Genomic DNA, 18412 nt, shown 5'->3' on the forward strand with positions numbered 1-18412 from the left:
CCTGCCGATCGGTCAACGGAGTCCCGTCGACCTGCGCAGTGCCGCCTCGATCAGCCTGTCCACCAGCTCCGGGTAACTGATCCCGCTCTTCTCCCACATCTGCGGGTACATCGAGATCGGCGTGAAGCCCGGAAGCGTGTTGATCTCGTTGATCACGAACTCGCCGTCCTCGGTGAGGAAGAAGTCCGCGCGGACCAGGCCCTCGCAGGAGGCCGCGTCGAAGGCGTCGACCGCGAGCTTCTGGACCTCGGCCGTCTCCTCGGGCGTGAGCGGCGCCGGCACGATCCCCGGGGTCGAGTCGATGTACTTCGCCTCGAAGTCGTAGTACGCGTGCTCCTGCGGCGGGGGGATCTCGGCCGGGACCGACGCGCGCGGGCCGTCCTCGAACTCCAGGACCCCGCACTCGATCTCGCGGCCCCGCAGCGCCGCCTCCACGAGGATCTTCGGGTCGTGGCTCTGCGCCTCGGCGATCGCCTCGTCCAGGCCGGACAGGTCGTCGACCTTGGTGATGCCGATCGACGAACCCGCGCGCGCGGGCTTCACGAACAGCGGCCAGCCGTGCTCGCCCGCGAAGTCGACGATCTTCTTGCGGGCCGCGGATTCGTCCCGCTCCCACTCGCGGGGCCGGATCACCACGTACGGGCCGACCTTGAGCCCGAAGGAGGTGAACACCCGCTTCATGTACTCCTTGTCCTGGCCAACGGCCGAGGCGAGCACACCCGAGCCGACGTACGGGACGCCGGAGAGCTCCAGGAGGCCCTGCAGGGTGCCGTCCTCGCCGTAGGGGCCGTGCAGGACGGGGAAGACGACGTCGACCTCACCCAGCGCCTTGGGCACCGATCCGGGCTCGCTGTAGACGACTTCGCGGTTAGCGGGGTCGACGGGGAGCACCACGCCGCCCTCGCGCGACTCGGCGAGTTCCTCGACACTCGGCGTACGGCGCTCGGTGATCGCCATGCGTTCCGGTTCGTCGGCGGTGAGCGCCCAACGGCCGTCCCGGGTGATGCCGATCGGCAGGACGTCGTACTTGGTCCGGTCGATGGCCCGCAGTACGGCGCCGGCGGTGACCACGGAGATCCCGTGTTCGGAGCTGCGCCCGCCGAACACGACGGCCACGCGCGGCTTGCGAGGCGGCTGCTGAGGGCTCTGGGGGAGGTTCTCGGTGCTCATATCGCGTTGAGAGTACCCGTTGGTAGTGCCCCGATACAGCGTGCGCCCCCGCGGCGAACGAGGCAAAAAGCGAGGTCGTCGCTCAGCGTCGTTCGGGTTTCGCGCTGCGCGACATCAGCTCCTTGACGGCGACCACCGGGGCCTTGCCCTCGTGCACGATGCCGACGACGGTCTCGGTGATCGGCATGTCGACGCCGTGCCTGCGGGCCAGATCCAGCACGGACTCACAGGACTTGACGCCCTCCGCGGTCTGCTTGGTGACCGCGATGGTCTCCTGCAGGGTCATGCCCTTGCCGAGGTTGGTGCCGAAGGTGTGGTTGCGCGACAGCGGCGAGGAGCAGGTCGCCACCAGGTCGCCGAGACCGGCGAGTCCGGAGAACGTCAGCGGGTCGGCGCCCATGGCGAGTCCGAGCCGGGTGGTCTCGGCGAGACCGCGCGTGATGAGCGAGCCCTTGGCGTTGTCACCGAGGCCCATGCCGTCCGCGATGCCGACGGCGAGGCCGATGACGTTCTTCACGGCGCCGCCGAGTTCGCAGCCCACCACGTCGGTGTTGGTGTACGGGCGGAAGTACGGCGTGTGGCAGGAGGACTGGAGCCGCCGGGCGACCGCCTCGTCGGTGCAGGCGACCACGGCGGCGGCCGGCATCCGGGCGGCGATCTCTCGCGCGAGGTTGGGTCCGGTGACCACGGCGATGCGGTCGGCGCCGACCTTGGCGACGTCCTCGATCACCTCGCTCATCCGCATGGCGGAGCCGAGTTCGACGCCCTTCATGAGGGAGACGAGGACGGTGTCGGGCGCGAGCAGGGGGGTCCAGTCGGCGAGGTTGGCGCGCAGGGTCTGGGAGGGGATCGCGAGGACGGTCAATTCCGCGTCGCGCGCGGCCTCCGCGGCGTCTGCGGTCGCCCGGAGGTTCTCCGGGAGTTCGACGCCGGGGAGGTAGTCCGGGTTCGTCCGCGTGGAGTTGACGGCTTCCGCGAGTTCGGGACGCCGCGCCCACAGGGTGACCTCGCACCCCGCGTCGGCGAGCACCATGCCGAACGCGGTGCCCCATGAACCGGTACCGAAGACGGCCGCCTTGACGGGCTTGCTCACGTGGTCTTCTCCCCCTCGTGGCCGTTCTGTGCCTGGGTGCGGCGCCGCTGCTCGATCCGCTCGCGGCGCGGGTCGTACGCCGTCTCGGGTGCCTTCTCGCCGCGGATCTGCTCCAGCTGGGCGGTGACGGCGGCCATGATGACCTCGGTGGCCTCCTTCAGGAGGTCCGGGGTCATCTCCTTGCCGTAGAACGGCGACAGGTCCACGGGCGGGCCCGCGAGGACGTGCGAGGTCTTGCGCGGGAACACGTGGAGCTTCTTGGCGTACGGCGGCAGCAGTTCGTTGGCGCCCCACTGCGCGACGGGGATCACCGGGCACTTGGTCTGCAGGGCCACCCGCGCGGCACCGGTCTTGCCGATCATGGGCCACTGGTCGGGGTCCCGGGTGATGGTGCCCTCGGGGTAGAACGCGACGCATTCGCCGCGTTCCACGGCGTCGATGGCGGCCCGGAAGGCGCTGAGCGCGTCCGTGGTCTCGCGGTAGACGGGAATCTGGCCCGTGCCGCGCATCATGGCGCCGATGAATCCCTTGTTGAAAAGACCGCTCTTGGCGAGGAATCGCGGAACGCGTCCGGTGTTGTACTGGAAGTGCGCGTACGCGAAGGGATCGATGTGCGAATTGTGGTTGACCGCGGTGATAAATCCGCCGTCGGCCGGAATATGCTCCATTCCACGCCAGTCCCGCTTGATCAGAACCACGAGCGGCGGTTTGGCGATCACCGCTGCCAAGCGGTACCAGAAGCCGATTCTGCGGCGGGGCACGCGGACACCTTCCTCTTGGGCCTGGGGGGCCGCACAAGTGTCGCCCCAGGCCGCCGGTCTGTCGAGAACACCGTACGCCCCGCCACCGACACCGCCAGATGGGCCGCGTGACGACTGAGTGACAATGGCCGCCACCAGAGAAGGACGGAACTCGCGTGCAGTGGACGTTGGTCATCCCGCTCAAGCCCTTGGCGCGGGCCAAGAGCAGGCTCTCGGACACCGCCGACGACGGGGTGCGCCCGGGTCTGGCCCTCGCCTTCGCCCAGGACACCGTGGCGGCCGCGCTGGCCTGCCCCGCGGTCGGTGATGTGGCGGTAGTCACGGATGACGCCCTGGCGGGCCGCGAGCTGGCGGCCCTGGGCGCCCGGATCGTCCCCGACGAGCCGCGCGGCGGCCTGAACGCGGCCCTGTCGCACGCGGCGGCCGTCGTACGGTCCACGCGTCCCGAAAGGGCCCTCGCGGCCCTGAACGCCGATCTTCCGGCGCTACGGCCCCTGGAATTGGCCCGGGTCCTCGACGCTGCCGCCCAATTCCCGCGCGCTTTTCTCGCGGACGCCGCGACAATCGGCACCACTCTGCTGGCGGCCCGGGAGGACGCGGAATTGCGCCCCGCCTTCGGCCCGGATTCCCGCGCACGGCATCGCGCCTCGGGAGCGACGGAACTCCCCCTCACCGAGGTGGATTCCGTACGACAGGACGTGGACACCGGCGAGGACCTGCGGGCCGCGCTCGCCCTCGGGGTGGGCCCCCGGACGGCCGCCGCCGCTGCGCGGTTGCTGATTCCCGGGCAGTAGGCTGCGGCCATGCAGGCGACCGCGTACACCTACGACTCCGAAAGCCGCAGCGGGCAGGTGCTTCTCGACGACGGCACCCCCGTCCCCTTCGACGCACCGGCGTTCGACGCGGGCGGTCTGAGGCTGCTGCGTCCCGGACAGCGCGTGCGCATCGAGATGGACGGGGACAAGATCACCCTGGTGACCCTCCAGACCTTCTGAACCCCCTGTGCACACGCCGCGGGCCGGACTCCGATGCGGAGTCCGGCCCGGCGCGTGAGTGCCCTGTGCCCTTACCTCTTGCGGGCCGTGGCCTTCTTGGCGGTGGTGGTGCGGGCCGCCGACTTCTTGGCGGGGGCCTTCTTGGCGGTCGCCTTCTTCGCCGGGGCCTTCTTGGCCGTCGTCTTCTTGGCGGTGGTCTTGTTCGCGGCGGTGGTCTTGGCGGTCGCCGTGCTCTTGGCGGGCGCCTTCTTCGCCGGGGCCTTCTTCGCGGTGGCCGTCGTCTTCTTGGCCGTCGTCTTCCTCGCGGTGGTCTTCTTGGCGGCGGCGGTCTTGGCGGTGGCCTTCTTCGCGGCCGCCTTCTTGACCGTGGCCGAAGCCCCGCCGGTCAGGCTGCCCTTGGGCGCCTTCTTGACCGCGACGTCGTTCTTCGGGAGCTTCTTCGTGCCGCTCACCAGGTCCTTGAAGCCCTGGCCCGCGCGGAAGCGCGGAACGGAGGTCTTCTTGACCCGAACCCGCTCGCCCGTCTGCGGGTTACGGGCGTAACGGGCCGGCCGGTCGACCTTCTCGAACGAACCGAAGCCGGTGACCGAGACCCGGTCGCCCGCGACCGTCGCGCGGACGATGGCGTCCAGGACCGCGTCGACAGCGTCGGCGGCCTGCTGGCGGCCGCCCACCTTGTCGGCAATCGCTTCTACGAGCTGCGCCTTGTTCACGTCTTCCCCTTCGGAGACATTGCCAGAACGAAAGTGTTCAAGCTTTTTCGCACGTTAGGCAGATATATACCGCAAATCAAACACGAAACGGGCTTATCACCCTTGTGCCGCAACGAACTCGGCTGCTCTGGCTGTGTTCAGCGTTCCTCTTCCGGGATCCGCCCCGCGTCGAGGTCAGCCATGAACCCCTCCAGACGCCTTGTCGCTTCGACGACGTCGTGCTTGGCCGCGGCCGTAATGACCAGCAGCTTCCGGGTCAGCGCCATCCGTACGCCCTCCGGGACTTGCAGTGCGCGCACCCTTGCGTGCGCTTCCTTGAGTTGGTCCGCGACTGCCGCATAGAGCTCGAGTTGGCCGTCGTGTTCCATGCACAGATTGTGCCATCTGGGGCGAGTTGTCGCCTGCTAGGGGTGCAACTGCCGCCTCAAACGGCCTTCCGGGCACATCCGGAAGCCACGGCTACAAGGGACGCGTACCCCGACAACACCCGTCGTAACGTGGGAAGTTGAACGGGCGTGTCGCACCACGCGCGGCCGTCCGGGCGCAGAAACGGCCGTACCCCCGATCGGGCTGATCGGGGGTACGGCGGGGGTGTTGAGGTGGCCGAAACTCGACCTGTTCGGCCCTGGGGTCAGCTCTGCAGCGTCCGCGGCTTGTACGAGGGCCGCTTGGCCTCGTACGCCGCGATGTCGGCCTCGTTCTGGAGGGTGATGGAGATGTCGTCCAGGCCGTTCAGCAGCCGCCAACGGGCGTTCTCGTCGAGTTCGAAGGCGGCGGTGATGCCCGCCGCACGCACCTCACGGGCCTCGAGGTCCACAGTGACCTCAGCAGTCGCGTCCTTCTCCGTGAGCTCCTGCAGCGCATCCACGATCTTCTGCTCCACGATCACCGTGAGCAGGCCGTTCTTGAGCGAGTTGCCGCGGAAGATGTCGGCGAAGCGGGACGAGATCACGGCCTTGAAGCCGAAGTTCTGCAGCGCCCAGACGGCGTGCTCACGGGAGGACCCGGTACCGAAGTCGGGACCGGCGACCAGGACGGTCGCACCTTTGCGCTCGGGCTGGTTGAGGATGAACGACGGGTCCTTGCGCCAGGCCTCGAACAGTCCGTCCTCGAACCCGTCGCGCGTCACCTTCTTGAGCCAGTGAGCAGGGATGATCTGGTCGGTGTCGACGTTGGAACGGCGCAGCGGGACGGCCCGGCCGGTGTGCGTGGTGAATGCTTCCATGACTCTCAGACTCCAGCGGCGACAGGGGCGTCGGACAGGTCGGCGGGCGAAGCCAGGTGGCCGAGCACGGCGGTCGCGGCCGCGACCTGCGGCGACACCAGGTGCGTACGACCGCCCTTGCCCTGCCGGCCCTCGAAGTTGCGGTTGGAGGTGGACGCGGAGCGCTCACCCGGGGCCAGCTGGTCCGGGTTCATGCCCAGACACATCGAGCAGCCCGCGTGCCGCCATTCGGCGCCGGCCTCCTTGAAGACGACGTCCAGGCCCTCGGAGACGGCCTGCAGACCCACCCGCGCGGAGCCGGGAACGACCAGCATCCGTACGCCGTCGGCGACTTTGCGGCCCTTGACGAGCTCGGCGGCGGCGCGCAGGTCCTCGATACGGCCGTTGGTGCACGAACCTACGAAGACGGTGTCCACCTTGATGGAGCGCAGCGGCTGCCCGGCCTCCAACCCCATGTATTCCAGGGCCTTTTCGGCGGCGTGGCGCTCCGAAGCGTCTTCGTACGAAGCAGGATCGGGGACGTCCGCCGAAAGCGGCGCGCCCTGGCCGGGGTTGGTGCCCCAGGTGACGAACGGCGCCAGCTCGTCGGCCTTGATGACGACCTCGGCGTCGAACTCGGCGTCCTCGTCCGTCCTCAGGGTCTTCCAGTACGCGACGGCCGCGTCCCAGTCCTCGCCCTTGGGCGCGTGCGGGCGGCCCTCGAGGTAGTCGAAGGTGGTCTGGTCGGGGGCGATCATGCCCGCGCGGGCGCCGGCCTCGATCGACATGTTGCAGATGGTCATGCGGGCTTCCATCGAGAGCTTCTCGATGGCGGAGCCGCGGTACTCCAGGACGTAGCCCTGGCCGCCGCCGGTGCCGATCCTGGCGATGATCGCCAGGATCAGGTCCTTGGCCGTGACGCCGTCGGGCAGTTCGCCGTCGACCGTGATCGCCATGGTCTTCGGGCGGACCAGCGGCAGCGTCTGGGTGGCCAGGACGTGCTCGACCTGGGAGGTGCCGATGCCGAACGCCAGGCCGCCGAAGGCACCGTGCGTGGAGGTGTGGGAGTCGCCGCAGACCACGGTCATGCCGGGCTGGGTCAGTCCGAGCTGCGGACCCACCACGTGCACGACGCCCTGCTCGACGTCGCCCAGCGGGTGCAGCCGGACGCCGAAGTCGGCGCAGTTCTTGCGCAGCGTCTCCAGCTGGACGCGCGAGACCGGGTCCGCGATGGGCTTGTCGATGTCGAGGGTCGGGGTGTTGTGGTCCTCGGTGGCGATGGTCAGGTCGAGCCGGCGCACCTGGCGACCGCTCTTGCGCAGACCGTCGAAGGCCTGCGGGCTGGTCACCTCGTGCAGCAGGTGCAGATCGATGAAGAGGAGGTCGGGCTCGCCCTCGGCGCGCCGGACGACATGGTCGTCCCAGACCTTCTCCGCGAGTGTCCTACCCATCGCTTTCCCTCCGGCCGGCAAACGTCCACCGGCCCAACTAGAGATCTTGAGGAGACGGCACCCGGCCCCAGTTCACGGGCGCCCGTCACCAGGCCCGTACGGTCACCGGGCCGCTGTGTCTACAAGGGTTGCGCGTCTCACGAAAAAAGGAACTTGCGTTTCACAGAGTGAGACGTGAGTATCGTTTCATGGACAACAGTAGCGGCGTCGGCGTTCTGGACAAGGCAGCCCTTGTCCTGAGCGCTCTGGAGTCCGGTCCGGCCACCCTCGCGGGCTTGGTCGCGGCGACCGGACTGGCACGACCCACGGCCCACCGGCTGGCCGTGGCTCTGGAACACCACCGCATGGTGGCACGCGACATGCAGGGCCGTTTCATTCTGGGCCCGCGCCTCGCCGAGCTGGCCGCGGCCGCCGGCGAGGACCGCCTCCTCGCGACGGCCGGCCCGGTGCTCACGCATCTGCGGGACATCACCGGCGAGAGCGCACAGCTCTACCGCCGCCAGGGCGACATGCGTATCTGCGTCGCCGCCGCGGAGCGCCTGTCGGGCCTCAGGGACACGGTCCCGGTCGGCTCGACGCTCACCATGAAGGCGGGCTCCTCGGCCCAGATCCTGATGGCCTGGGAGGAGCCGGAGCGCCTGCACCGCGGCCTCCAGGGCGCCCGCTTCACGGCCACGGCCCTGTCGGGCGTACGACGCCGCGGCTGGGCCCAGTCCATCGGCGAGCGCGAGCCGGGCGTCGCGTCGGTGTCCGCGCCGGTACGCGGACCCTCCAACCGCGTGGTGGCCGCCGTCTCGGTCTCCGGCCCCATCGAGCGCCTGACCCGCCACCCGGGCCGCATGCACGCCCAGGCGGTCATCGACGCCGCCGCCCGCCTCTCCGAGGCACTGCGCCGCACGGGCTGACCGTCACGCCCGCGCGACACCGGGAAGGGCCGGCCTCAACGCCGCGGCAGGCCCCTCACGGCAGAGCGCCGGCGAGCAGTGGACACGCTCAGGAGATCCGGAACCGGTCGGCCGCCCGGTCGCCCCGCCGGCCGACCGGAACGACGCCAGTGGCCTTTCCGAGGCCGAACTCCGGCATGTTCATGTAGATCGACTCGTACGACCCCGCCGGCACGACGTATGTCTCGTGCCAGAAGCCGACCTTGCCCTTCCCTTCACGTAGCCGCCGGTTGAAGGCGGTCCACGCCGGCCGGTGTTTCTTGTCCGGCGCCGACGCGTAGGCGAGCAGCTTCTCCTTCGAGTCCCAGTACTGCACCACGTACAGCACCCGCGGAAAGCCCAACAGGAACTGGTAGCCGAGCAGCCCGCTGTCCTTCTCCCGCGACAGCTCCGCGATCATCGGGCCCATGGCCCTGGCCACCGGCAGCCAACTGCGCGGCGCCGAGAAGCTGTTGATCCGCATTCCGATCAGGAAGACGACCACCTCGTCCTCGCTCGCCGCCGTCATGCGTCCTTCGATCGGCTTGGCACCCATCGCGTCCCCCACTCCCTCGCGTCGTGACCCAAGGATTGGATAGCGGCGCTATCCATGCTTGGATAGTGGCACTCTCCAACGAGGGGCGCAAGAGGAAAGAGGGTGCGAGGCGGATGCGACTTGCCGAGCTGAGCGCGCGCAGCGGTGTCTCCACAGCGACGATCAAGTACTACCTGCGCGAGGGGTTGCTGCATCCCGGCCGCCGCATCACCGCCACGCAGGCCGAGTACGACGAGGAGCATCTGCGGCGCCTGCGTCTGGTGCGCGCGTTGATCCAGGTGGGGCGGATCCCAGTGGCCTCGGCCCGGGAAGTGCTCGCCGCCCTGCAGGACGAGGACCTCGACCGGAACCAGCGGCTGGGTACCGCCGTGTGGGCCCTGCCGCACGGGCCGGCGCCGGACGAGGACGACCCGGCGACCGAGGCGGGCCGGCGCACCGCCGATGCCCTCCTGGACCGGCTCGGCTGGAGCTACGGACCCGCGTCCGACACTCCCACCGCGCCGGCGTTCGGGATGCTGGTGACCGCGATCACTACCCTCTCCCGGCTCGGTTACCCGTGCTCCGCCCGGGACTTGGAGCCGTACGGCCGGGCGATGGAGCGGTTGGCCGGCACCGATCTCGACCTGGTGGAGCGCTACGGGGCGCCGGAGGAACAGGTGGAGGCCGCGGTGGCGCTGACCGTGCTGTACGAGCCGGTGCTGCTGAGTCTGCGCCGGCTGGCACAGGCTCAGGAGTCACGCCGGCGGTTCGGCGGGAAGTGACAGGGGAAACGCAGAAGGGCCCTCCCGAGGGAGGGCCCTTGTGTCGCGTACCCCCGACCGGATTCGAACCGGCGCTACCGCCTTGAGAGGGCGGCGTGCTAGGCCGCTACACAACGGGGGCGTGGATCCTGCAGGCGTTTAGTACTACATCGCCGCAGGCCCGAGCTGGTCTACCTGGACTCGAACCAAGAATGACGGTACCAGAAACCGTAGTGTTGCCAATTACACCATAGACCAAGGTGATTTAGAGTAAATCGTACCCCCGACCGGATTCGAACCGGCGCTACCGCCTTGAGAGGGCGGCGTGCTAGGCCGCTACACAACGGGGGCCCTAGCGATCACGAGTTCATCGAGATCAGTACCCCCGACCGGATTCGAACCGGCGCTACTGCCTTGAGAGGGCAGCGTGCTAGGCCGCTACACAACGGGGGCTTCGCGGAATTGATCTCCGCCTGCAGATGAGCTCTGCGAGCTGGCCTACCTGGACTCGAACCAAGACTAACTGAACCAGAATCAGTCGTGCTGCCAATTACACCATAGGCCACTGGAACGCAAGCCCCTACGGGGATCTTGTTCTAGTTCGCTCCTCCGGATCCCGGCCTTTCGGCCCGCTCCCCGGCGGCGCAGGAAGAACATTACCCGAAGGTGGACGGGGCTCCAAAACGGGTATCCGTGCCGAGGATCGCGGGGAGTTCGGCGAGCGAGGCGATGCGGCGCGGTCCCGCGGGGGCGGGGACATGGGCGTGGACACCGCCGTCGCGGTCGACCCAGACGGAGAGCAGTCCGGCCTCGGCGGCGCCCCGGCCGTCGATCTCCGGGTGGTCGCCGACGTACGCCACCTGGTGCGGGGCCAGCTCCAGGGCGTCGCAGGCCGCGAGGAAGGCGCCGGCCTCGGGCTTGGAGACGCCCAGTTCGGCGGCGCACAGGATGACCTCGAAGCGGTCGTGCACGCCGAGCACGCGCAGCTTGTGGTCCTGGACGTGGATGCTGGAGTTGGACAGCACCGCGTGCCGGTGACTGGCGGCGAGGGCGTCCAGGGCGGGCAGCACGTCGGGGAAGAGGGCCCAGGCGGTCTCGTAGTGCGCGATGTACCGCTGGAACCAGGCGTCCGCCTCCGCGTCGGTCAGCTCCTCGCCCAGGAACACCCGCACCCGGTCCCGCCGCTGCCCCTGGAAGTCGACCTCCCCCGCCGAGAACCGCGCCCACTGGCTGTCGGTGATCGCCCGCCACCGCACGATGGCCTGCTCGACGCTCTCGTACGTCTCGAGCAGTCCCTCGGCCGTCAGATGCAGACGCATTCCGATGCGGTCGGCCCCCGTGTAGTCGAAGAGGGTGTCGTCCACGTCCCAGACCACAGCCCGAATGCTCATGAGCCGACGGTAACCCGAGGGGCCTGTCCACAGGGCGGATACGGCGAAGGACGACGCCTGGGACACTGGGTGCCATGAGCGAGTATCGCGTCCAGTTCACTGTCGAGGCCCGTGCGACGTACGACGCCCTGCCCGGAGAGCGTCGAGCCCAGTTGGACAAGGCCGTGCGGATACTGGCTCGTGACCCGTTCCGCAAGACGTCGACCGCGCAGCTCGGGCCCGATGAGCACCTGCGCAAGGCCTATGTGGCGCCCGGCGTGATGCTGGAGTACGTGGTGGCCGGCGCGATCATGGTCGTCGTGGTGCTGGAGATCTTCGACGAGAGCGCCTACCTGATCGACGAGAGCGACGCGGTCTGAGAGCGGCCGAAGGGCGGCACCCGGAATGTGAATGTTCCGGGTGCCGCCCTCACGTGTGCGGGTGTTACGCCGCCGCCAGCCTCTCCAGCGCCGCGTCGATGCGGGCCAGCGTCGTCTCCCTGCCCAGGATCTCCAGGGACTCGAAGAGGGGCAGGCCGATGGTGCGGCCGGTGACGGCCACGCGGACCGGGGCCTGGGCCTTGCCGAGCTTGAGGCCGTGGGTCTCGCCGGCGGCCAGGACGGCCTCCTTGAGGGACTCCGGCGAGGTCCAGTCCGCGGACTCCAGCTTCTCGCGGGCGGTGCGCAGCAGGGCGTCCGAGCCCTCCTTCATCGCCTTGGTCCACGACGGCTCGTCGAAGACCGGCTCCGGCAGGAACAGGAAGTCGACGTTGTCGGTGATCTCGGAGAGGACCTTGAGGCGGGTCTGGGCGTGCGGGGCGATCGCCTGCCACTTCGTCTCGTCGAAGTCCTCCGGGGACCACGGGGCGAAGGGAGCCTTCAGCCACGGGGCGCAGCGCTCCGTGAAGTCCTTCACGTCCAGGAGACGGATGTGGTCGGCGTTGATCGCCTCGCACTTCTTCAGGTCGAAGCGCGCCGGGTTGGGGTTCACGTCCGCGATGTCGAAGGCCGCGATCAGCTCGTCGGTGGTGAAGATGTCCTGGTCCGCCGAGAGCGACCAGCCCAGCAGGGACAGGTAGTTGAGCAGTCCCTCGGGCAGGAAGCCGCGCTCCCGGTAGAGGTTCAGCGAGGCCTGCGGGTCACGCTTGGAGAGCTTCTTGTTGCCCTCGCCCATCACGTACGGCAGGTGCCCGAAGGCGGGCACGGTCTTCGCGACGCCCAGCTCGATCAGTGCCTTGTACAGGGCGATCTGGCGTGGGGTGGAGGACAGCAGGTCCTCGCCGCGCAGGACGTGCGTGATCTCCATCAGCGCGTCGTCGACCGGGTTCACCAGCGTGTAGAGGGGCGCCCCGTTGGCTCGTACGATCCCGTAGTCCGGCACGTTCTCGGGGGTGAACGTCAGCTCGCCGCGGACCAGGTCCGTGAAGGTGATCGTCTCGTCGGGCATACGGAAGCGGACGATGGGCGTACGGCCCTCGGCGACGTACGTGGAGACCTGCTCGTCGGTCAGGTCGCGGCAGTGGCCGTCGTAGCCCGAGGGCTTGCCGGCCGCGCGAGCCGCCTCGCGGCGGGTGTCCAGCTCCGCCTGGGAGCAGTAGCAGTGGTACGCGTGACCGGCGTCCAGGAGCTTGACTGCGACGTCCTTGTAGAGGTCCATCCGCTGCGACTGCCGGTACGGCGCGTGCGGCCCGCCGACCTCGGGGCCCTCGTCCCAGTCGAAGCCCAGCCAGCGCATCGAGTCGAGCAGCTGCTGGTAGGACTCCTCGGAGTCGCGGGCCGCGTCGGTGTCCTCGATGCGGAAGACGAGCGTGCCCTGATGGTGCCGGGCGAACGCCCAGTTGAACAGGGCGGTGCGGACCAGGCCCACGTGGGGGTTACCGGTGGGCGACGGGCAGAACCGTACTCGGACGGCGGGGACGGGTGCGCTAGCCACGCTTGACAACCTTGTTGGTGAGAGTGCCGATGCCTTCGATGGTGACGGCGACCTCGTCGCCGACGGTGAGCGGCCCGACGCCTGCCGGGGTGCCCGTGAGGATCACGTCGCCGGGGAGCAGCGTCATGGCCTCGGTGATGTTGACGATCAGATCCTCGATGGAGTGGATCATCTCGCTGGTGCGGCCGAGCTGGCGTTGTTCGCCGTTGACGGTGAGCTGGATCGTCAGGTCGGAGGCCGTCTCCAGGTCCAGGTCCGTCTCCACCCAGGGGCCCAGCGGGCAGGAGCTGTCGAAGCCCTTGGCCCGCGCCCACTGCTTCTCGCGCTTCTGGACGTCCCGGGCGGTGATGTCGTTCGCGCAGGTGTAGCCGAAGATCACGTCCTTGACGCGCTCGCGCGGCACCTCACGGCACATACGGCCGATGACGACGGCGAGTTCGGCCTCGTGGTGGACGTCCTCCGAGAAGGAGGGGTACTGGATCTCGTCGCCGGGGCCGATCACCGAGGTGGAGGGCTTGAAGAAGGCGAAGGGGACGTCCGGGACCTCGTTGCCGAGTTCCTTCGCGTGGTCGGCATAGTTACGGCCGTACGCCACGACCTTGTTGGGGAGCACCGGGGGCAGCAGCCGGACCTTGCTGAGCGGGACCTTCGTACCGGAGAGCTCGAAGTCCGCGAACGGGATGCCCTTGATGATGTCGAGGACGAGCTCGTCCGGCCTGTCGCCCTCGACCGCGCCGAAGGCGACGTTCCCGTCGATGGAGAATCTGGCGATGCGCACGGGATCTGGGCGCCCCTCTACTCGGCCGGCTGGAGTCTGACGCTCCAGGCTAACGCGGGGAGGGGACGGCACCGCGCGTATCACCGCGGTGCCGTGGCCGTCGTACGGTTGTGATCTACTCGGCGTCGGCGGAGACCGGGATCTCCATCAGGACCGTCCGCCGGGGGTTGGCGGTCTGGGCCGGGAGGGCGAGGGAGTGCTCCGGCTGCTCCGGGATCTGCAGTGCGTCGGCGTCCTCGAGGTGCGCCAGCGTCGTGCGCCGCGGGTTGGCAATGTTGCGGAACATCATCGTCGTCTTCACGGTTGTACTCGACCTCGACAGTGGTGGTTTGGACAGTTGCGGCCTTCTTGTAAAGCGTCAGGCTAAACATGCCATTCCCCTCCGAAGCCGCGAAGACCTCATGATCGGCGTGTGAGTTTCCTCACTGACCTGTGGGCAAACCGGACAATTCCGAGCCTTAACTCACCCCAACGAAACGGACATTGACTCCCTGAAGCCATCATTCCGCTCCTGATCATGGCGACTGGGACACCTACCCCCGCAGGGTGACTCGCGGACTTATGTCCGTTATGCACGAGAACGCTTCCCACAGCCGGTGACACTGTCCTCACGTGGTGTCACGTAGGTCACGGTCTGACCCTCGGACCTTGTTGGAGATCCGGCACTGTGCTGGAATTCCACGGACCGCCGCGGGATCGAACCGGCGCACAGGGGGCGCAGAGAAGCGCCGAGCGGCGGTGAGTAAAGGGGGAGCAGCGCCGGTCACTCAGACCACCCGGGGTGCGTATTCAGGGCGCGCCCCACAACGCCGACACCGTGCTCCGCCGTCCTGCGGAGGAGCGCCTGGTCCAGAGGTTGCGACGCTAGTGCAGGGACGTTTCAAGAGGGATGGCAGCGCTTCGGCCGAGCCGGAGCAGCACGGCGGGACTGGCCCCAATGTCGGCAGTTCCTCCCCCCAGCACGCCCAGAACCCGGGCCCGGCCGTGGACGGCGGTTCCGGCCCCGGGCGCCTCGGCACGTCGGCGTCCTCGGGCCCGGCGGCCGCGGCCAAGCCGACGGTGAAGCCCCCGAAGGGCCCCAGCGGCCCGGGATCGCGCGTAGCCCTGCGCAACTGGCGCATCTCCACGCGCCTGGTGTCGCTGCTCGCGCTCCCCGTGGTGGCGGCCACCTCGCTGGGCGCGCTGCGCATCAACGACTCCATGGACGACATCCAGCAGCTCGACAACATGAAGCTGCTGACGGAGATGACGAAGCAGGCCACCGAGCTGGCCGCGGCCCTCCAGGAGGAGCGCGACCAGTCGGCCGGTCCGCTGGCGCACGACTCCACGGCGAGCAACATCACGGTCAAGGGCTACCGGGACAAGACGGACCGGGCCGCGACCAACTTCATCAACGCCGCCGAGGACATCGACACCGCCGGCAAGGACGGCAACCTCCAGGGCGTCCGCGACAGCCTCGTCGGCCTCGTCCGCGACCTGGACACGCTGAGCAAGATCCGCAGCGACGCCTACGAGACCAAGGGCAACGCGACGCAGACGGTGGAGTCCTACCACCGCCTGATCACGCACCTGCTCGACCTCTCGCAGGACATGGCCCAGGCGACCAGCAACCCGGACATGATCCAGAGCACGCGTGCCCTGGCGGCCTTCTCCTCGGCCAAGGAGTACGCGTCCAGCCAGCGCGCCATCCTCGCGGCGGCGCTGCCCGCGTCCAACAAGACACTGGGCAGCCTCTCCGAGACCGACCGGCTCTACGGCCAGGGTGCGCTCGACAGTGAGGCGTCCGACCTCAACACCTTCCGGAGCATCTACGGCGACAACAACGCCGAGGAGCTCCTGCAGCCCATCGAGGACGGCAACTCGAACATCGAGGCCGCCGACCAGTACGCCGGCCGTGCCTTCGGCCGCCAGGGTGGCCTCGCCGACCTGGACAAGCGCTCCTACAAGGACTGGGTCGACGACAGCTCGACCAAGATCCAGCAGATGGGCAACATCGAGCACACGCTGCTCGAGGACATGGAGCAGAAGGCCCGCGAGCTGCGCAGCGCCACCGAGCGCGACGCGATCATCGCCGGTGCGCTGATCCTGCTCGTGCTCGGTGTCTCGCTGGTCGGCGCCTTCGTCGTGGCCCGGTCCATGATCCGCTCGCTGCGCCGTCTCCAGGAGACCGCCACCAAGGTCGCCTCCGACCGTCTGCCCGAGCTGGTCAAGCAGCTGTCCGAGTCCGACCCGCAGGACGTCGACACGTCCGTGGAGTCGGTCGGTGTGCACTCCCGGGACGAGATCGGCCGAGTGGCCGCGGCCTTCGACGACGTGCACCGCGAGGCGGTCCGCCTCGCCGCCGAGCAGGCCCTGCTGCGGGGCAACGTCAACGCGATGTTCACCAACCTCTCGCGCCGCTCCCAGGGCCTCATCCAGCGTCAGCTCTCGCTCATCTCCGAACTGGAGTCCCGCGAGGCCGACCCGGACCAGCTGTCCTCGCTGTTCAAGCTCGACCACCTCGCGACCCGCATGCGCCGTAACGGTGAGAACCTCCTCGTCCTCGCGGGCGAGGAGCCCGGCCGCCGCTGGACCCGCCCGGTCCCGCTGGTCGACGTGCTGCGTGCCGCCGCGTCCGAGGTGGAGCAGTACGAGCGCATCGAGCTGGCCTCCGTGCCGACCACCGAAGTGGCCGGCCGCGTGGTCAACGACCTCGTCCACCTGCTCGCCGAGCTGCTGGAGAACGCGACCTCGTTCTCCTCCCCGCAGACCAAGGTCAAGGTCACCGGTCACGCGCTGCCCGACGGCCGGGTGCTGATCGAGATCCACGACACCGGCATCGGCCTCTCCCCCGAGGACCTCGCCGCGATCAACGAGCGGCTCGCCTCGCCGCCCACCGTGGACGTCTCCGTCTCCCGCCGCATGGGCCTGTTCGTGGTCGGCCGGCTGTCGCAGCGCCACGGCATCCGCATCCAGCTGCGCCCGTCCGACTCCGGTGGTACGACCGCGCTGGTCATGCTGCCCGTGGATGTCGCCCAGGGCGGCAAGAAGCCCCAGCCGAAGCCCGGTCAGGCCACCCCCGCCGCGGCTCAGGCCGCCGCCGGTGTGGCCGCGGCCCGTCGTGGCGGTGGCAACGGCCAGGGCGGTGCCCTTGGCGGTGCGCCCGGTGGCGCGGGCGGTGGCGCTCTCGGTGCCGGTGCCCCCTCGGGCGGACGGCTCAGCTCCGGTCAGGGACCGCGGGCCGCGCTGCCCGGCAGTGGGCAGGGCGGTCGTCCCGGTGCGCCGGGCGGCCCGCGAGGACCGCAGGGTCCGGGTACGCCCCCGCAGGGCCGGCCCGCTCCCGCGGGTGCCGGGTTCGGCGGCCAGGCGCCGGGTGCTCCGCAGGGCCTCCAGGCCGCGGGCACGGGCGGTCCGGGCCAGGACGCCTTCAACGGTCAGGACGCTTTCGGCGGCGGCCAGGACGCCTTCGGCGGCCGGGGGCCCGTGCCTCCGCAGTCGCAGGCCCCGAACGCCGACCAGGCTCCCGAGCGGGGCGGCCGGCGCCGGCGGCCGCAGCTGCCGGGCCGCGGTGGTCCGCGGGCCGAGCTGCCGGGCGGCAACCAGCAGCCCCGCACCCCGAGCTGGAGCGACGAGAACGCGCAGCCGCCGGTGCCGCGCGCCTCGCTCGACGTCCCGCGCGGCCACGACGAGCAGGACCCGGCCGCCACCTCGCGGATGCCGCGGATCGACGACCACCGGGGTCCGGCGAGCACCTCCGAGTTCCCGCGGCCGGACTTCGACGCGCCGCAGAACACCGGCCAGTTCCCGAGGCCGGGTGCGAACGGTCCGCAGGGCGACTTCCCCCGCCCGGGCGCGGTCGGTCCGCAGAACACCGGCCAGTTCCCGCGGCCGGGATCCAACGACCCCCAGGACACGGGCGAGTTCCCCCGCCCCGTCCCGAACGACGCGCAGAACACGGGCCAGTTCGTCCGACCGGACGTCTTCGGTACTCCGGCCGGGCAGAACAGCGGTGCGCAGACCGGGCAGTTCGCGACTCCGCAGGCGTACGACAGCGGCTCGACGGGCCAGTTCGCGATGCCGGGCTACGACGGCAGTTCCACCGGGCAGCATTCCCTGCCGGGCCGTCAGGACCCCGCGTCCACGGGCCAGTTCGAGCGCCCCCAGGCCAACGGCGCCGACTTCGGCGCCCCGCGGCCGCCCATGCCGCCGCGTCCGCAGCAGCGGCCGGTCCGCCAGGAGCCGGAGGCGCTGCCCCCGGCGGGTCCCGGTGACGGCCGGACGCCGCTGTACGACACGCTGGAGACCAACTGGTTCCACGGCAGCCAGCAGCAGGGACAGGGGCAGCCGGCCAACGGCAACGGCTCCTCCCCGGCGCAGGCGCCGCGGCAGCAGGCTCCCGCGGCCCCACAGAGTTCTGCCGGCGCTCCGCAACGGCCCGCGGCTTCCGCGGCCTGGCGCAGTTCGCCCAATGACGACCTCGTCCGGCAGGCGGAGCGTGTCCGCCAGCCGGCCGCGGGCGGTGTCACCACCTCCGGTCTGCCGCGCCGGGTGCCCAGGGCGAACCTCGTCCCGGGTACGGCTCAGCAGCAACAGCACCAAAGCGGTCCGGCTGTCTCGCGTGCGCCTGACGACGTGCGCGGCCGGCTGACCAATCTCCGTCGGGGTATCGCGCAAGGTCGTCAGGTCGGCGGCAACGGCCAGACGGGCAGCTTCCCGAACCCCACTCACCAGCAGGAGCGTTAGTTGA

General features: G+C 69.7%; 18 protein-coding genes and 5 tRNA genes. 6 read left to right on the forward strand and 17 right to left on the reverse strand.

Annotated elements, in window-relative coordinates; all coding sequences use genetic code 11:
• Nucleotides 1–12 precede the first annotated feature (12 nt).
• From ACIBJB_RS29900 to ACIBJB_RS29910, 3 genes are all read right to left on the reverse strand, one after another.
• Nucleotides 13–1170 (reverse strand): D-alanine--D-alanine ligase family protein, encoded by a 1158-nt coding sequence (locus tag ACIBJB_RS29900; protein ID WP_398934969.1) that lies wholly within the window; start codon nucleotides 1168–1170, stop codon nucleotides 13–15.
• 82 nt (nucleotides 1171–1252) lie between these two features.
• The gene (locus ACIBJB_RS29905) at nucleotides 1253–2263 is read right to left on the reverse strand and encodes an NAD(P)H-dependent glycerol-3-phosphate dehydrogenase (RefSeq protein ID WP_398934971.1); all 1011 of its coding nucleotides are present in this window, start codon (nucleotides 2261–2263) and stop codon (nucleotides 1253–1255) included.
• The gene (locus ACIBJB_RS29910; protein WP_398934973.1) at nucleotides 2260–3024 is read right to left on the reverse strand and encodes a lysophospholipid acyltransferase family protein; all 765 of its coding nucleotides are present in this window, start codon (nucleotides 3022–3024) and stop codon (nucleotides 2260–2262) included. Before ACIBJB_RS29910 ends, ACIBJB_RS29905 begins: the two co-directional genes overlap by 4 nt.
• 155 nt (nucleotides 3025–3179) lie before the next feature.
• On the opposite strand from ACIBJB_RS29910, the gene cofC reads away from it, so the two are divergent.
• Together cofC and ACIBJB_RS29920 are read left to right on the forward strand one after the other, a co-directional pair.
• Nucleotides 3180–3818 carry a 2-phospho-L-lactate guanylyltransferase gene (gene cofC / locus ACIBJB_RS29915; protein ID WP_398934975.1) on the forward strand — a complete coding sequence of 213 codons (639 nt, stop codon included), beginning with the start codon at nucleotides 3180–3182 and terminating at the stop codon, nucleotides 3816–3818.
• Between the two features lie 9 nt (nucleotides 3819–3827).
• Nucleotides 3828–4019 carry a hypothetical protein gene (locus ACIBJB_RS29920; RefSeq protein WP_398934977.1) on the forward strand — a complete coding sequence of 64 codons (192 nt, stop codon included), beginning with the start codon at nucleotides 3828–3830 and terminating at the stop codon, nucleotides 4017–4019.
• A 71-nt stretch (nucleotides 4020–4090) separates the two neighbouring features.
• Here the strand turns inward: ACIBJB_RS29920 and ACIBJB_RS29925 are convergent, their stop codons facing one another.
• The 4 genes from ACIBJB_RS29925 to leuC all read right to left on the reverse strand — a co-directional run bounded on the left by ACIBJB_RS29925 (nucleotide 4091) and on the right by leuC (nucleotide 7387).
• A complete protein-coding gene (locus ACIBJB_RS29925; protein WP_398934979.1) occupies nucleotides 4091–4732 on the reverse strand; it encodes an HU family DNA-binding protein in 642 nt (213 codons plus the stop codon).
• Nucleotides 4733–4869: 137 nt separating this feature from the next.
• A complete protein-coding gene (locus ACIBJB_RS29930; RefSeq protein WP_007384922.1) occupies nucleotides 4870–5100 on the reverse strand; it encodes a hypothetical protein in 231 nt (76 codons plus the stop codon).
• Between the two features lie 263 nt (nucleotides 5101–5363).
• Nucleotides 5364–5957, reverse strand: coding sequence for a 3-isopropylmalate dehydratase small subunit (gene leuD / locus ACIBJB_RS29935; protein ID WP_057616463.1), 594 nt, complete (start codon nucleotides 5955–5957; stop codon nucleotides 5364–5366).
• A gap of 5 nt (nucleotides 5958–5962) precedes the next feature.
• Complete coding sequence (leuC, locus tag ACIBJB_RS29940) at nucleotides 5963–7387, reverse strand: 3-isopropylmalate dehydratase large subunit (RefSeq protein ID WP_398934982.1); 1425 nt, start codon at nucleotides 7385–7387, stop codon at nucleotides 5963–5965.
• A gap of 188 nt (nucleotides 7388–7575) precedes the next feature.
• Between leuC and ndgR the strand changes: the two genes are divergently transcribed.
• Complete coding sequence (gene ndgR / locus ACIBJB_RS29945) at nucleotides 7576–8292, forward strand: IclR family transcriptional regulator NdgR (protein ID WP_007384919.1); 717 nt, start codon at nucleotides 7576–7578, stop codon at nucleotides 8290–8292.
• 88 nt (nucleotides 8293–8380) lie between these two features.
• On the opposite strand, the gene ACIBJB_RS29950 is transcribed toward ndgR, so the two are convergent.
• Nucleotides 8381–8866, reverse strand: coding sequence for a DUF4188 domain-containing protein (locus ACIBJB_RS29950; RefSeq protein ID WP_398934984.1), 486 nt, complete (start codon nucleotides 8864–8866; stop codon nucleotides 8381–8383).
• A gap of 113 nt (nucleotides 8867–8979) precedes the next feature.
• Here ACIBJB_RS29950 and ACIBJB_RS29955 point away from each other — a divergent pair, with 113 nt between their 5' ends.
• A complete protein-coding gene (locus ACIBJB_RS29955; protein WP_398934986.1) occupies nucleotides 8980–9627 on the forward strand; it encodes a MerR family transcriptional regulator in 648 nt (215 codons plus the stop codon).
• Nucleotides 9628–9675: 48 nt separating this feature from the next.
• Here the strand turns inward: ACIBJB_RS29955 and ACIBJB_RS29960 are convergent.
• The 6 genes from ACIBJB_RS29960 to ACIBJB_RS29985 all read right to left on the reverse strand — a co-directional run bounded on the left by ACIBJB_RS29960 (nucleotide 9676) and on the right by ACIBJB_RS29985 (nucleotide 10997).
• Nucleotides 9676–9748: transfer RNA gene (locus ACIBJB_RS29960), tRNA-Glu, on the reverse strand.
• 44 nt (nucleotides 9749–9792) lie between these two features.
• Nucleotides 9793–9864: transfer RNA gene (locus ACIBJB_RS29965), tRNA-Gln, on the reverse strand.
• 20 nt (nucleotides 9865–9884) lie between these two features.
• Nucleotides 9885–9957: transfer RNA gene (locus ACIBJB_RS29970), tRNA-Glu, on the reverse strand.
• A gap of 29 nt (nucleotides 9958–9986) precedes the next feature.
• Nucleotides 9987–10059: transfer RNA gene (locus tag ACIBJB_RS29975), tRNA-Glu, on the reverse strand.
• A 40-nt stretch (nucleotides 10060–10099) separates the two neighbouring features.
• A tRNA-Gln gene (locus ACIBJB_RS29980) sits at nucleotides 10100–10171 on the reverse strand.
• A 91-nt stretch (nucleotides 10172–10262) separates the two neighbouring features.
• Nucleotides 10263–10997 carry an HAD family hydrolase gene (locus tag ACIBJB_RS29985; protein WP_398934988.1) on the reverse strand — a complete coding sequence of 245 codons (735 nt, stop codon included), beginning with the start codon at nucleotides 10995–10997 and terminating at the stop codon, nucleotides 10263–10265.
• Between the two features lie 74 nt (nucleotides 10998–11071).
• On the opposite strand from ACIBJB_RS29985, the gene ACIBJB_RS29990 reads away from it, so the two are divergent.
• Nucleotides 11072–11356, forward strand: a complete 285-nt coding sequence (locus ACIBJB_RS29990) for a type II toxin-antitoxin system RelE/ParE family toxin (RefSeq protein ID WP_398934990.1) — start codon at nucleotides 11072–11074, stop codon at nucleotides 11354–11356.
• Between the two features lie 64 nt (nucleotides 11357–11420).
• Here the strand turns inward: ACIBJB_RS29990 and gltX are convergent, their stop codons facing one another.
• From gltX to ACIBJB_RS30005, 3 genes are all read right to left on the reverse strand, one after another.
• Nucleotides 11421–12908, reverse strand: coding sequence for a glutamate--tRNA ligase (gltX, locus tag ACIBJB_RS29995; protein WP_398934992.1), 1488 nt, complete (start codon nucleotides 12906–12908; stop codon nucleotides 11421–11423).
• Nucleotides 12901–13686: a fumarylacetoacetate hydrolase family protein gene (locus tag ACIBJB_RS30000; protein WP_398934994.1), complete on the reverse strand. Its 786-nt coding sequence runs from the start codon at nucleotides 13684–13686 to the stop codon at nucleotides 12901–12903. Before ACIBJB_RS30000 ends, gltX begins: the two co-directional genes overlap by 8 nt.
• A gap of 115 nt (nucleotides 13687–13801) precedes the next feature.
• Nucleotides 13802–13987, reverse strand: coding sequence for a hypothetical protein (locus tag ACIBJB_RS30005; protein WP_398934996.1), 186 nt, complete (start codon nucleotides 13985–13987; stop codon nucleotides 13802–13804).
• A 566-nt stretch (nucleotides 13988–14553) separates the two neighbouring features.
• Between ACIBJB_RS30005 and ACIBJB_RS30010 the strand changes: the two genes are divergently transcribed.
• Nucleotides 14554–18408, forward strand: a complete 3855-nt coding sequence (locus tag ACIBJB_RS30010) for a nitrate- and nitrite sensing domain-containing protein (protein ID WP_398934998.1) — start codon at nucleotides 14554–14556, stop codon at nucleotides 18406–18408.
• Nucleotides 18409–18412: the final 4 nt, after the last annotated feature.

The organism is Streptomyces sp. NPDC050759, assembly GCF_044456945.1.
GTDB lineage: Bacteria > Actinomycetota > Actinomycetes > Streptomycetales > Streptomycetaceae > Streptomyces.

Excerpts from the sequence above, each read along its gene's own strand:
- ACIBJB_RS29950 (WP_398934984.1), bottom strand. The coding sequence starts at position 8,866 with ATGGGTGCCAAGCCGATCGAAGGACGCATGACGGCGGCGAGCGAGGAC.
- ACIBJB_RS29930 (WP_007384922.1), bottom strand. The coding sequence starts at position 5,100 with ATGGAACACGACGGCCAACTCGAGCTCTATGCGGCAGTCGCGGACCAA.
- ACIBJB_RS29985 (WP_398934988.1), bottom strand. The coding sequence starts at position 10,997 with ATGAGCATTCGGGCTGTGGTCTGGGACGTGGACGACACCCTCTTCGAC.
- leuC (WP_398934982.1), bottom strand. The coding sequence starts at position 7,387 with ATGGGTAGGACACTCGCGGAGAAGGTCTGGGACGACCATGTCGTCCGG.
- ACIBJB_RS29920 (WP_398934977.1), top strand. The coding sequence starts at position 3,828 with ATGCAGGCGACCGCGTACACCTACGACTCCGAAAGCCGCAGCGGGCAG.
- leuD (WP_057616463.1), bottom strand. The coding sequence starts at position 5,957 with ATGGAAGCATTCACCACGCACACCGGCCGGGCCGTCCCGCTGCGCCGT.
- ACIBJB_RS29955 (WP_398934986.1), top strand. The coding sequence starts at position 8,980 with ATGCGACTTGCCGAGCTGAGCGCGCGCAGCGGTGTCTCCACAGCGACG.
- ACIBJB_RS29900 (WP_398934969.1), bottom strand. The coding sequence starts at position 1,170 with ATGAGCACCGAGAACCTCCCCCAGAGCCCTCAGCAGCCGCCTCGCAAG.
- ndgR (WP_007384919.1), top strand. The coding sequence starts at position 7,576 with ATGGACAACAGTAGCGGCGTCGGCGTTCTGGACAAGGCAGCCCTTGTC.
- ACIBJB_RS29990 (WP_398934990.1), top strand. The coding sequence starts at position 11,072 with ATGAGCGAGTATCGCGTCCAGTTCACTGTCGAGGCCCGTGCGACGTAC.